Origin of the sequence: Candidatus Accumulibacter sp. ACC012, from assembly GCF_907163155.1 — a bacterium.
GTDB classification, from domain to species: domain Bacteria; phylum Pseudomonadota; class Gammaproteobacteria; order Burkholderiales; family Rhodocyclaceae; genus Accumulibacter; species Accumulibacter delftensis.
Window position 1 is genome coordinate 68,244 of record NZ_CAJQUC010000025.1, and the last position, 12,434, is coordinate 80,677.

8 protein-coding genes are annotated in these 12,434 nt (G+C 63.2%); 1 reads left to right on the forward strand and 7 read right to left on the reverse strand.

Annotated elements, in window-relative coordinates; all coding sequences use genetic code 11:
• Positions 1 to 19: 19 nt before the first annotated feature.
• Both QZ648_RS23825 and QZ648_RS23830 read right to left on the reverse strand, forming a co-directional pair.
• Positions 20 to 1,687 carry an IS1634 family transposase gene (locus tag QZ648_RS23825; protein ID WP_291998483.1) on the reverse strand — a complete coding sequence of 556 codons (1,668 nt, stop codon included), beginning with the start codon at positions 1,685 to 1,687 and terminating at the stop codon, positions 20 to 22.
• An 80-nt stretch (positions 1,688 to 1,767) separates the two neighbouring features.
• Positions 1,768 to 3,612, reverse strand: coding sequence for an IS1634 family transposase (locus QZ648_RS23830; RefSeq protein WP_291995907.1), 1,845 nt, complete (start codon positions 3,610 to 3,612; stop codon positions 1,768 to 1,770).
• A gap of 541 nt (positions 3,613 to 4,153) precedes the next feature.
• On the opposite strand from QZ648_RS23830, the gene QZ648_RS23835 reads away from it, so the two are divergent.
• Positions 4,154 to 5,881 (forward strand): hypothetical protein, encoded by a 1,728-nt coding sequence (locus tag QZ648_RS23835; protein ID WP_291998484.1) that lies wholly within the window; start codon positions 4,154 to 4,156, stop codon positions 5,879 to 5,881.
• Positions 5,882 to 6,278: 397 nt separating this feature from the next.
• Here QZ648_RS23835 and QZ648_RS23840 read toward each other — a convergent pair whose 3' ends face one another.
• From QZ648_RS23840 to QZ648_RS23860, 5 genes are read right to left on the reverse strand one after another with little or no spacing between them, the layout of a single operon-like run.
• A complete protein-coding gene (locus QZ648_RS23840) occupies positions 6,279 to 8,039 on the reverse strand; it encodes an Hsp70 family protein (protein WP_291998485.1) in 1,761 nt (586 codons plus the stop codon).
• Complete coding sequence (gene grpE, locus QZ648_RS23845) at positions 8,036 to 8,776, reverse strand: nucleotide exchange factor GrpE (RefSeq protein ID WP_291998486.1); 741 nt, start codon at positions 8,774 to 8,776, stop codon at positions 8,036 to 8,038. Before grpE ends, QZ648_RS23840 begins: the two co-directional genes overlap by 4 nt.
• A gap of 14 nt (positions 8,777 to 8,790) precedes the next feature.
• On the reverse strand, positions 8,791 to 9,081 hold the full coding sequence (locus QZ648_RS23850) for a DnaJ domain-containing protein (protein ID WP_248595293.1): 291 nt from the start codon (positions 9,079 to 9,081) through the stop codon (positions 8,791 to 8,793).
• Positions 9,074 to 11,635 (reverse strand): tetratricopeptide repeat protein, encoded by a 2,562-nt coding sequence (locus QZ648_RS23855; RefSeq protein ID WP_291998487.1) that lies wholly within the window; start codon positions 11,633 to 11,635, stop codon positions 9,074 to 9,076. Before QZ648_RS23855 ends, QZ648_RS23850 begins: the two co-directional genes overlap by 8 nt.
• 55 nt (positions 11,636 to 11,690) lie before the next feature.
• Positions 11,691 to 12,434 carry an arginyltransferase gene (locus tag QZ648_RS23860; protein ID WP_169066007.1) on the reverse strand — a complete coding sequence of 248 codons (744 nt, stop codon included), beginning with the start codon at positions 12,432 to 12,434 and terminating at the stop codon, positions 11,691 to 11,693.

Consider the following 12,434-nt stretch of genomic DNA (forward strand, 5'->3'; position numbering starts at 1 on the left):
ACAAGCGCGTAATTTCGTGTCAGGCGACCAGTTTTCGGGTTCCTCCGGGGTCTGAGTTGACGCCCAAGGCGCGATAGATCGCCATCAGCTCGGGCTCGGCGGCAGTGGCCTTGCGGACGTGCAGCGTGCGGCCATCGCGTTGCCGGAAAGTCGTCGTCACCCGGCGCTGGATCGAGAGGGTTTCGCGCAGGGTCGCCCAACTGTCGGGAATGCCCGCCGCCTTCAGCTTTAGGCGAAGGAACTGCACACACTGGTAAGCCAGCACGGTAATGAACAGATGGCCGTCGGCGCGCTCTTCCTTGTGATGAAAGACCGGCCGCAAGCCCAGCTCACTCTTGAGGCTGCGAAACACACTCTCCAGGTCAGTCAGCAGGGTGTAGGTGCGCCAGAGCCGCTCCTCGTCCCAGTCGAGTTCATTAGTGCGCAAGCAATAGACGCCCGGGTGCGTCGCTTGGCTCCCCTCGCGCGGCACCTTCTGCCAGGTGATCCCGGTGACCCGCTTGCCCGATTCGTCCGTCACCAGGTCCACCGTGTAATGCTGGCTGGTGCCGCGACTCTTCTGCTTCAGCCGGCCGAGTCGTTCGTGCAATTTGTCGGGGCGCTTCTCGGCACGTGGTTTGGCCAGGCCGTCCTGCATTTGCTGCAGTCCGGCTTCGAAGCGCTGGCTGAAGGATTCGAGCATGGCCTCCTCCTTGAGCTGCCGACCCGGTGAATGGCAAAACAACTGCAGCTCTTTCCCGTCTTCACTGAGCGCCTTTTGCAGCCGCAACGGTTGCTCGTCGGCGGTCTCGATCGTGACCGCCTGTGTTTCATCGAACTGCCGGGTCCCCCCGCGACGAACGACCAGGTAGCGATAGCCATGTTCGACCAGCCAGGCGATGTTGGCTTCGGTAGCGATGCCCGCGTCCATGATCACCAGCGCCCCTGCCGGGGCGTCCAGTCCGGTCAGCATGCCAGCAAGCGTGCCGGCTTCGCTGACATTGCCTTCGAAGGTCTGCGAGCGGCGCACAAAGCCACTGCCGTCGAGCACCAGGCCGAGCGTCACCAACGGGCAGTCGCTGCGCTTCTCCTTGGAACGGGCACGCTTGGCCTTGCGATTACTCGGAACTTCGCCTTCAAAATACGTGTTGGTCAGGTCGTAGAGCGTGATCGTCTCTTCCAGGCCAAAGAGCGTGCGAACGGTGCCGAACAAGCGCGCTTCAATCACTTCCCGATGCTTCATCAGGACGTCCGAAGCACGGTAAAGACTCATGTGCGACATCGACAGGAAGTCGACGTCGATCAGCTCGCCCAAGGCGCTCTGCTTCTGCAGCCAGCTCCAGGTCGCCCGCTCGGAGCCCGGGCGGCCCATTCTCCCGATCAGGTTGCCGATAATCGACGCCCGCAGCACGCCATTGACGCCCAACTCTCGCAATTGGTCGATGATGCCCAGTTCGGTCAGCGCATGCAGACCGACGTGCTCGACGCCAACCGAGCGCGGCTGCATCACTTGCAGCGAGTCAATATCGACTTCCTCGAACGTCACCGGCGGACGCGGCTTTCCGCAGGGCTCACTGGCCTCCGCCGCCGGCGGCGAGTCGCTCATCGGCGACCGCACGATCAGTTGCCCCGCGTAGCGCTGGGCTGCGCTTTCGATAGGGCCCGTGCAGGGCAGTGGCAGGAGCGCTTCCTGGCCCGTGTTTAACATTCTCAAAAAAACCTCTTGCATAATCAACTGCTTGCAAGGCACTTGAATCTCTAATGGCACAACAAGCGCGTAATTTCGTGTCAGGCGACCAGTTTTCGGGTTCCTCCGGGGTCTGAGTTGACGCCCAAGGCGCGATAGATCGCCATCAGCTCGGGCTCGGCGGCAGTGGCCTTGCGGACGTGCAGCGTGCGGCCATCGCGTTGCCGGAAAGTCGTCGTCACCCGGCGCTGGATCGAGAGGGTTTCGCGCAGGGTCGCCCAACTGTCGGGAATGCCCGCCGCCTTCAGCTTTAGGCGAAGGAACTGCACACACTGGTAAGCCAGCACGGTAATGAACAGATGGCCGTCGGCGCGCTCTTCCTTGTGATGAAAGACCGGCCGCAAGCCCAGCTCACTCTTGAGGCTGCGAAACACACTCTCCAGGTCAGTCAGCAGGGTGTAGGTGCGCCAGAGCCGCTCCTCGTCCCAGTCGAGTTCATTAGTGCGCAAGCAATAGACGCCCGGGTGCGTCGCTTGGCTCCCCTCGCGCGGCACCTTCTGCCAGGTGATCCCGGTGACCCGCTTGCCCGATTCGTCCGTCACCAGGTCCACCGTGTAATGCTGGCTGGTGCCGCGACTCTTCTGCTTCAGCCGGCCGAGTCGTTCGTGCAATTTGTCGGGGCGCTTCTCGGCACGTGGTTTGGCCAGGCCGTCCTGCATTTGCTGCAGTCCGGCTTCGAAGCGCTGGCTGAAGGATTCGAGCATGGCCTCCTCCTTGAGCTGCCGACCCGGTGAATGGCAAAACAACTGCAGCTCTTTCCCGTCTTCACTGAGCGCCTTTTGCAGCCGCAACGGTTGCTCGTCGGCGGTCTCGATCGTGACCGCCTGTGTTTCATCGAACTGCCGGGTCCCCCCGCGACGAACGACCAGGTAGCGATAGCCATGTTCGACCAGCCAGGCGATGTTGGCTTCGGTAGCGATGCCCGCGTCCATGATCACCAGCGCCCCTGCCGGGGCGTCCAGTCCGGTCAGCATGCCAGCAAGCGTGCCGGCTTCGCTGACATTGCCTTCGAAGGTCTGCGAGCGGCGCACAAAGCCACTGCCGTCGAGCACCAGGCCGAGCGTCACCAACGGGCAGTCGCTGCGCTTCTCCTTGGAACGGGCACGCTTGGCCTTGCGATTACTCGGAACTTCGCCTTCAAAATACGTGTTGGTCAGGTCGTAGAGCGTGATCGTCTCTTCCAGGCCAAAGAGCGTGCGAACGGTGCCGAACAAGCGCGCTTCAATCACTTCCCGATGCTTCATCAGGACGTCCGAAGCACGGTAAAGACTCATGTGCGACATCGACAGGAAGTCGACGTCGATCAGCTCGCCCAAGGCGCTCTGCTTCTGCAGCCAGCTCCAGGTCGCCCGCTCGGAGCCCGGGCGGCCCATTCTCCCGATCAGGTTGCCGATAATCGACGCCCGCAGCACGCCATTGACGCCCAACTCTCGCAATTGGTCGATGATGCCCAGTTCGGTCAGCGCATGCAGACCGACGTGCTCGACGCCAACCGAGCGCGGCTGCATCACTTGCAGCGAGTCAATATCGACTTCCTCGAACGTCACCGGCGGACGCGGCTTTCCGCAGGGCTCACTGGCCTCCGCCGCCGGCGGCGAGTCGCTCATCGGCGACCGCACGATCAGTTGCCCCGCGTAGCGCTGGGCTGCGCTTTCGATAGGGCCCGTGCAGGGCAGTGGCAGGAGCGCTTCCTGGGGATGCAGAAGCTGTTCGATGCGACGACACAGCACCGGCCAGTCCTCCTGCTTGATGGCGAAATTACGCCCGAGATTCAGCAGGGTGATCTGACGGACCTTGCCTGCGACGCGTTCGCCCCGCACCAGCCGAAAGGTGAAGTAGCCCTCGCCGGTGACCTTGTTGTTCGTTCGTGTCTGTCGGATATACATGCCCACGATCGTACAAGAAATGCAAGGGGAAAAACTAGGCTTGAAAAACTATTATGGCACAACATTGCGCCTCAGAAATGCGGCCTATTGAGAATCAATGACTTACAATCGCCGCAGCCCGGAAAAGGCCGCAATATGACAAAGAGTTGTTAAAGAGGGGCTAGCGGGCTGACTGCCCCTACGCGCCCGGACTAACGGTCATGACATGTCGAGACGCCCCTGATGATGAAAGCCATGACCGTTTTCCCTCTTCCCCTGACCCTTCTCGCGCGAGGGGAGAAGGGAGTTTCGTGAGTCGCTTGCGCGACTTTCACATTAACGGTCATTGCGGGACGGGCAGCCACCCCGTATCATGAAACATATCAAGGCGCGGCCTGCTCGCCGACCAAAGTTAGAGGCACCAGGGGTGGTGCTTGACCGAGGCAACAGAGCGGGTCCGCCCGGCTCTTTTTCTTGGCATCGCGACGTCATCGTCGGCGATGCTTTTTTGCGCCCGACGGTTGCCTTGTTTCACATTAAGCCATAAGCCAAGGAGGCGGGGATGGACAGGTTCTTCAGCGGACTACGCATCGGCGAAAAAATCGGCCTCGGCTTCGTCGTCATCGGCCTCCTTTTTGTCGGCGTCGCCTGGCACTACCATCAGACGCTGGCTACTGTGCTCGGCGACTACCGGCAACTACAGGTTTTTGAAGTGCGAAAATCGCTGGCGCTGGAGATCGAGATCGAACTGGCGGCCGTACGTGACGCCGAGAAAGGCTTCCTCATCGAGCACCGGGAAGCCTTGGTGGAAGAAACCGACAAGCACTTGCAGGCGCTGAACGACAAGGTGGCGGCGCTGGCCGCGGTCGACCCGGACTCCCGACAAACCGCAGCGTCCCTGCAGGGCCTGCTGAGCAGCTATCAGGAAGATTTCCACGCCGTCGCCGACGCCTGGCGGATCATGGGACTGGACGAGGACTCCGGACTACAGGGCACCTTCCGCAACAAAGTGCATCACCTGCAGGAGCTTGCGGCCAATTACAACGTCGACCGCCTGTACACCCTGCTACTGCAGATTCGCCGTAGCGAGAAGGACCTGGCCTTGCGGCAGGACCCTGCCTACCGCGAACAGGTTCGCCGGCTGATCGCCGAGTTTCGCCAGCTGCTGGAGACCTCCGAACGTCAGGACGCGGTCAGCCAGAAACTGCTGGCCGAGCTCACGGTATATGCGACGAGCTTCGAACCCTACGCCGAAAGCGCCCTCAAGGGCGGCAACGTCAGCGGCGGCAAGGGGCCGTTCCGCGACGCAGCGCACCGCATCGAAGCCATCCTGAATGCCTATCACGTACCCAAGCTTGAAACCAGCGTCCTGCAGCTCCGACGACGCGAGAAGGACTTCCTCCTGCGCGGCGATGAGTCTTACCCGCCGATGGTGGTCGAAATCGCCGACGCCATTCGCGCGCAGATCACCGCTTCGCTGATCGCCGAGGCCGACAAGTCGCTGCTGCTCGGGCTACTGCAAGATTATCAAGAGGACTTTCTGGCCCTGGTCGCGCAAAGGGCCAGCATCACTATCCTGAGCCGCGAGATGAGTGCCGCCGCCGATCTTGTCGCGCCGCTGGTAAAGCAGAACGCGGACCAGGCCAATCAGATGATGGCCCGCCGCGTCGTGGAAATTACCGAATCGTCGGAAGCCAGCGCGCGGCTCAGCCTGATCGTCGTCGGCTGCGCCATCGCTCTCGGCGCACTCTTGGCGGTGGTGATCACCCGGCGCGTCGTGCGCCGCATTCAGTTGATGGCCGGACTGCTCGACGACCTGGCCTACGGCAGTCCCAGCCACCGCGTCCCGACGGTGAAGGGTGGACGCGACGAAATAAACGCCATGGGGGAATCACTGAACTCACTGGTCGAGCACCGGGCGACCTTCATGCGCTGGTGGAAGGAATCAATGGCCGAAGTCAACGCGCGACGCGAGTTGGCTGGCGCGAACAGCGACGAGGAAAAGGACGAAGCGATGCACGATCTACGCAGCGCCGGCATCGCCAAACTACAGCTACTCAACGCCATTCGCAGCCGCCTGCTGCAGCATGGCGAGCGTGTTCTCGACATTTCTCAAGGTCTCCAGGCGGCCCCTGGCAGCGTCACCGAAGAGGATGCGAAAGCCCTCGAACATGCCGCCAAGGGCATGGCGACCTTGTTCGAAGTGCTCGCCACCGAGGACACACCCAGCACACTCAGCACATCCAGCAGTCGACCAGCGGCAAGTGCCAACGGCGGCGATCCCGCCTAGCGGCAAGCGAGCTCCCGAGCCGGTTTGGCAGGCCTTACACCTGCCGAAACATCACTCGCTGCAAGGCTCGGTCATAAATCCAGGCGGAAGGACTTCGTCACCTGGCGCCGGGAAGCGGGCACCCTCCTCCGCGTGCCGCTTCCGGTGAAGCGGCGGCGCGCCAGCCAGAAAGGCCTGGATAGCCTGCGCAAGCGCACTTCTCTGTAGTGCCAAAGCGGCGTCGACCTGCCTGCCCGCGGCGGCCCTGTCGCCGCCGACCAGCAAACGCGCGGCTTGCGCGAGGCGGCGAGCGGCCGCAAGCTCGGCTTGCCGCAGCAGCGAAAAATCACAGCCACAACGGGAACAGGTGGCGGCCTCAGTCAGGCGCGCACGGCACGCCGGACAGCGCGCGAGATGTTCAGGCATCGAGGTAATAGAGGAGATCGGCCAGCGCATCGGTAGGCGTTATCAGCTCGTCCGCGGATCCGCCAAGGCCATCCTTGACCGCCTCGATGGCGTTCACCAGGTCCTCGGCATCTTCGGCGGCCGCCGTGGTCAGCAGGCGCTCGGCTTTTTCGATTAGCGCCGTTGCTTCAATGCGCAGTCGCCGACCATCGGCAGTGCCCGCAGCATCGGCCCCGCCGGGGCGCTCCGCCGCCTCCTGCTCACCAAACAGCTCGTCGATCCGTTCGCGTGCGGCCAGCAACTTGTCGCCAGAGAAGGCGCTGATGGCGTTGTCGATGGTAATCGAATGCACCAGGCCGCTTTCCTTCTCGCGCGAAGTCACCTGCAGGATGCCGTTCACATCCAGCGAGAAGGTGGTAATCAGCGGATTACCGGCGGGGGCGTCGCGTAGCCCCTCGATCATGAAGCGCCCGATCGCGATATTGTTCAGCGCATCGGGATCTTCGCCCTGGTAGACGTTGATCTCGGCCCTGGTCTGGCCATCGAAAAGGGTGCCGAAGCCCTCGCTCCGCGAGACGGGAATCGGCGTGTTCTTGCGGATCAAGGGCACGAAGCAGTAGGGATACATTTCACCGTTGAAAGGCCCCATGGCACTGGTGCCGAAGGTGTAAGGAGTGACGTCGACGAGCACCGTCGGTGCCTGCGCACCAGCAATCACCGCCGCCTGAATGGCGGCGCCCATGGCGACGCAGAGATCGGGATCAACCTCTGCGCGAGGCTGCAGACCCAGCTCCTCTTCCAGTCGGCGCTGCACCAGTGGCGTGCGAGTAGCGCCGCCGACGAGCAGGATCTCGTTGATCTCGCTGACCGTCAATCCGGCACCACTGAGCGCCACGTGCACCGCGGCGAGGGTCTCGGCGACAAAAGGCTCGATCATGTCCTCGTAGTCGGAGCGCGAAATCTCGAGCGACAAGTGAACCGGCACGCCGTCCTTCTCGGACAGATACTCCTCGCTCAAGCTGGCATACGGCTGCTCCGACAAGGTGATCTTGGCCGTTTCGGCGGCGCGCTGCAGGCGAGCCATGGCCACCGCGTTGTCACGAACGTCGATCGTGTTCTTCGTGCGCAGGTGCTCGACCGCAAAGCTGACGAGTTTCTCATCGAAATCGTCGCCACCCAGGTGATTGTTGCCGTGACTGGCGAGCACCTCGACGACATCGCTTTCCAGATTCACCACCGAGACGTCGAAAGTGCCGCCGCCGAGGTCATAGACCAGCGCCTTGCGCGCACCACTGTGACAGCTTTCGTAGGCCAGCGCGGCGGCGGTCGGCTCATTGATGATGCGCATCACCTCCAGGCCGGCAATCTCGCCCGCCTCGCGCGTCGCCTGGCGCTGCGCATCGGAGAAATACGCGGGCACCGTAATCACCGCCCTGGTGAGCGTTTCGCCGGTATGGGCCTCGGCAATCTCGCGCAAGCGGCGCAGGATCATCGCCGAGATTTCCTGCGCACTGTAGTCCTTGCCAGCCATTTGCACGGCGTCCAGTTCGCCCATACGGCGCTTGATTGAACGTACGCTGCGCTCGGGATGCAAGACGTATTGGTTGCGTGCGGCTTCGCCAACCAGCAAAGTCCCGTCATCGGCGACACCGACCACCGAAGGGAGAATGCGGACCCCCGGAGCCACCTCGATGACCTCGACGCGCCCGTCGCGGACGATGGCCACCTCGGAGTTGGTGGTCCCCAGATCAATGCCGATAATGGTTTCTGTCATGTTCTGTTCGCTTTCTTGCTGACAATGACTTCGGCGATGCGCAGCAGCTCGCCGTCGTGGAAAAATCCGCGTTGAACTTCACGCACAACGCTACCGTCGGGAATCGCGGCCGACCCCGTAGCGGCTTCGAGACCGACAACGCGCATCCGTTGCGGATTAAGCGTTTCGCCGACGACCCGGATGGGCCGTACGCGATGGCCGGCAAGCAGTTCGTCGAGGCGTTGCAGGGTCAGGCGCTGCCCCTCGGCCAGGCTGGCGGCAAGACGGGTCGGACCAGGAAGCAGGCGCTCGAGAAACGATGACGGCGGTCGCCGCGCGGCGTCCACGCCACTCTGCAGGCGGTCGCGCAGGTCGATCAAGGCGAGCAGGAACTGCCGTGTGGTCTGCCCCTGGATCGAGGCTGCCTGCTCGCGCGCACGCTCGAGTTCCTCTTGCAGCCGCTCGCTATGCGCGCGCAGATCGTTGCCGAAGCAGCGCAACTCGTCTAGCGTATTCTTGAACTGACGCGATTGCAGACGCAGTTCGTTCTTGAGCACCGCCATTTCGGCGAGTAGAGTGCTCAGGTCGACCGCTGGCGCCGTGCTCTCCAAGTCATCACCGTCCCACGCATCGCCCGGCTCAGGCAGCTGCGCGGCGTCCTCCAGGTAGGCACGAAACTCCTCGACCAGACGCTCCACGCGCTCTCTTTCCTGGCCAGCGAGGGCCGTTGGCGCTAGCGTCTGTAGGTCAGTCAGCACTGGCGTCATTGCCGTCATTTCGCCCCCAGCACGCGCAGCACACGCTGCTCACTCGGGAGAGCAGGCGCGAAGTCGCTGCTGAGCGCGTGCAGCACGTCGTCTACGCTTGGCGATGAACGGTCGAAGAGCTGGTGTGCCAGGCGTCGGCGATGGTCGGAAATCGCCTCGTAGGCTGCGCGTACGCTCTCGAAGCGCTGGCGGTCGCGCTCGGGAGGCGATTCACGAATCGCCGCCAGGTACGCAGCTCGAATCGTCTCGTCGTTGGCACCCATCTCGACGCCAAGGATGCGGTAGGGATCAATCATCGAACAGGTCTCTCTGCCGGTCATCGTGAACCGGCGGTTTCGCTTTCGGGGCAACGGGGGAAGGTGGCGCGAGAGGAGGCTGCGGCTGCGGCTGCGGCTGCGGGTCAGGCTGAACACTCCCGGCGACAGGCCGAATTTCTTCGGCGACGCTCTCGATCAACAAGCGCGCCAGTTTCTTGCGATTCCCACCCGCGGCACGCTCCATTTTACTAAACTCACTAGCCGGGAAAACCGCGCGGGCCATGTTGATGGTTGCTTCTTCGCCGGCCATCTCGAACAGCATTTCCAGGGCTGCGCGTGGATTGGTGAACAACGTTTTTTCCACCTTGGCGAAGGCTTCGCCGAACTCGTCCAGATCCCCGAAATCGTCGAAATCGTCTGCATCCTCGTCGTCGAACTTCGCCGGCGGCGGTGACAGCAACTCGCGAATGCGTAGCGCGGTGCGTTGATCGCCTTCTTCGCGCGCCTTGTCCAGGGCTTCCTCGAGCGCCATGCCTTCGTCTAAGGATATCAACAAGTAGGCCGCAGAACCGTGGCGGGCGAAAACGTGGAAATAAACGAAGATCGGCCGCTCGGGCCAGCGCTTCCGGCCGGCGTCAGCGTAGGCCTGCAGCAAGGAGCGCTCGTTCCGGCGCAGCAGTGCTTCGCAAATCGAAATCCTTTCGGATTCGCTGAAGTCATGACGCGCAGCACCCCGCAAGGGTGCGCGCAACTCGTCCAGAACGGCGGCCAAAGTTCGCGGCCCGACTTCACACAGCGCGTTGATGGCATGCACCACGGCCAGCACTTCGCGCGCCGTCGTCGCCGCCGACAGTTTGATACCGGCACGACGCAGCGTAGGTGTCAGCTGAGCACCGAGGCGAGCGCCTTCGAGCAAGACGTGGAAAGCCGCCAGGAGATTGCCGCCGAATTCGGCCACCGCTTCGTGCAGCAGCCCGCTCGCCTGCGCATCGGTCGCACTCAGGCCGCGCAGGAGCTTGACGACACTTTTCTCGCTCGCCGCAGTCAGCCACTGCTCTGCCAGGTCGAGCTCCTTCCCCGCGGCCTCCGGTCGTCGCGCGCGAATCTGTTTGCGTGCGTGCGAGAGGTGCGCCTGAGCAATCAAGGCGCGCACCCGGGAATTGATCGGGTCGAGCGCCAGAACACGCTTCGCCAGAGCCACCGCTTTCTTGAACGCGTTGCCGGCGAGAGCCGTTTCGACCGCTTCGAGGAGCACCGCCGGATCCGTGGCAAAGTGCGCCAGCGCCTGGTCGACAGCGGTACGCGCCGCCCGCAGGTCGCCAGCCTGCCGATGGCTCTGGATCAGCTTCAGCTGCGTGCCGACGTCAGCCGGGTCAAGTGCCAGACTACGCTCCAGCCAGTCACGGCACTGCGCAGACATACCCTTGCCGCGGCCATCGTCGGCAAACAATTCAACCAGATGACGCAGGATCAGCGCCGCCTGCAGCGGCGCCTTCTCCGGCGCGGACAGCAATCCCGCAGCACGTAACCAGTGCGCCTTGCTCAGTGGCAGCTCGCCGTGCAGTTCCGCGGTCAGCGCCGCCAGGCACTCGCGCTCCTCTTCGGCCAGCGGGCCGAAAGTACTCTCGTAGTCGGGCACTCGTCTGTCCGCGAACGGCAACAGGCGGCGGCAGAGGATCGCTGCGCTGGCCGGCACGCCGCCCTGGCGGTGCAGCAACAGCTCGAGCACCCTGCCTGGCGACGGTGCGGAATCGAGCGTCGCCATGGTCGCCACATTGAGCAGCAGGGAACGCCGGCTTTGCGGACAGCCCTTCAGGTCCAGCAGCAACTGCCGCCCCTGGTCATCGAGAGCCGGCAGCGCGGCAAGCCAGCGACTACCCGTAAGTAGCGCCGCACGAACGACCGCCGCCAGGCTTTCGAAAGGGCCTCCCGCAGCGACGCGGGCGCTCAGTTCGGCGGCCTGCGTCGGCTCCTCGGTAAGCAACAGCAGGGATTTCAGGAGATAGCGGAGATCGCGGTATGGCGAGCGAAAGGGTATCGCGCGCAGCTGCTCCTCAAGCGCCAGTTGGTCGCCACGAGCGCAGGCGGCGATGGCCGCCAGGGCGAGCGCACGATGACGGGATAGTGGACTGTCGGCGGCGAGTTGCGCCAGCGCTTCGGCGGGCGCAGTCAAGACCACCGCTGCCAGCCGTGTTTCAAGCTCGGCGATAGCCGACGGCGAGAGATCAGCGCTGGTGACCAGCAAGCGCAGCGCAGCAGCATGCTCGCCTGCGCGCAGCAACCACTCGACGTAGGGGCCTTCTGCCAGCGGCCGATCGCACAGGCTGGTGCGATTCCGCCATACCACCAGCGCTTCGGAGAGCATGCCCTTGGCGGCCAGCTCGCCAGCGCGGCCAGCATAGCTGGCGGCCAGACCGTCGACCCACTCGCTCCTGCGCTCCTGCTTCAGCAAGGTCTTGTATAGCTCTATCGCCTGGCGATACTGGCCCGCCGCAAGCGTCTTCGCGGCCTGAGCCTCCGGCGTCAGCGGCTCAGCGAGTACCGCTTGACGGACGCGCGAGGCAGGAGTTCTCTTCTTGCGGGACACAGACATGGATTCAGCTGAGAGTGAAGCGACGGCAGGAATTTTATCCCAAGAACGAACCCGATTAGGCCCCCAGGCGCGCGCGCAGATCCACCCACTGCCGGTCGAACAGGCCCTCAATGGACTTGAAGTTGGCCTTGTAAGCCATTTTCCGGCTGTCACGGATCCAGTAACCCAGGTACAGATAAGGAAGCTTGTTGGCCGCACACTGGCTGATTTGCCAGACGATGTTGTAAGTGCCAAAACTGGCAGGGGAAAGATCCGGATCGTAGAAGGTGTAGACCGACGAAAGGCCGTCGTTGAGCACGTCCAGGATACTCACCATGCGCAGGACGCCGTTTTCGGTGAATTCGATGAGGCGAGTGTCAACGCGACTCTGCAGCAGGAAATGCGCGTACTGGTCATGGCTGTCCTCGTCCATGCCGCCACCGGCGTGCCGCGCCGCCTGGTAACGCAGGTAAAGCTGATAGTGCTGCTCATTGAAGCACAGTGGCAGTTCGCGCGCCTGCAGGCGCGCGTGCCTGTGCACACTGCGGCGCTGGCTGCGGTTGGGCTGGAACAGATCAACCGGAATGCGTACCGGGATGCAGGCCTGACAGTGGTCGCACTTCGGCCGGTAGGTGAACAGGCCGCTACGTCGAAAACCGCTACGCACGAGTTCGCCGTAAATCTCGGTGCTGATCAGATGGCTTGGCGCGGCGACCTGCGAACGCGCCCGCTCACCCGCCAGGTAGCTGCAGGTGTAAGGGGCCGTCGAGTAGAACTGCAGCAGGGAGAACGGCAGTTCCGAGTCATTGAGGCGCGCCAT